Source organism: Bacillus sp. LR--39, assembly GCF_053613335.1.
Window position 1 is genome coordinate 1 of record NZ_JBSIOT010000528.1, and the last position, 891, is coordinate 891.

The 891-nt window shown below is 44.6% G+C and carries 1 pseudogene; it reads right to left on the reverse strand.

Annotation, left to right across the window (positions count from 1 at the left end):
- Nucleotides 1-7 precede the first annotated feature (7 nt).
- Nucleotides 8-748: pseudogene (nupN, locus tag ACWHAR_RS24660) on the reverse strand (guanosine ABC transporter substrate-binding protein NupN); the annotation flags it as partial.
- Nucleotides 749-891 lie beyond the last annotated feature (143 nt).

Sequence of the window (891 nt, forward strand, 5' to 3'; positions counted from 1 at the left end):
GATCTTATTTTTTCAGGTTTTTCGCTTCAGTAAAGACGCCTCTGCCAGTGGCGCCCGCAGAGTGATAAATAACATCTACGCCTGATTTATACATGCTTTCGGCGGTTGCTTTGCCGACATCGGCTTTATCGAACCCCCCTGCGTATTTCACTTCTACAACGGCTTTAGGGTTAACTGCTTGTACGCCGGCACGGAAGCCGACCTCGAATTTTTTGATTAACTCTGATTCCATGCCGCCTACAAAGCCGATTTTTCCTGATTTGCTTGATAGGGCTGCGGCCACTCCGACGAGAAATGAGCCTTCCTGCTCTTTAAACGTAATACTTGCGACGTTGTCTTTATCGACAACAGCATCTATAATCGCAAAGTTTGTATTTTTGCGCTGGTCAGCAATTTCGCTGATTGAATCCTCCATTAAGTAGCCGACGCCGTAAATTAAGTCAAAATTCTCACGCGCCAATTTATTTAAGTTCGTTGTATAGTCTGCATCTGATTTGGATTGAAGATAGTCGTAACCGTTTTTGCCTTTTTTCAGCCCATTCTCTTTCCCAAAGGCTTGGATGCCTTCCCAGGCTGATTGGTTGAAGGATTTGTCATCCACTCCGCCTACGTCAGTAACCATCGCCACACTGAATTTGTTTTTGCCTTCGCCTGAGCCGCTGCTTTTTTCGCTGTTTCCGCATGCTCCTAATATGGTGCCTGCTGCGATCACAAGTGACATCGCCAATCCGATTTTTCGTTTATTCAAGATATAACCCCCCAGAAAAATTTGGTTCAAAGCTGATCCGGCCAGTCATGTGATGGGCTGTCCTGAACAATTTCTTAGAATCGATAAAATTTTCTGATAATAACAAATGGAATGCGCTGAGACAGTTCTATTCTTCCCTGAAT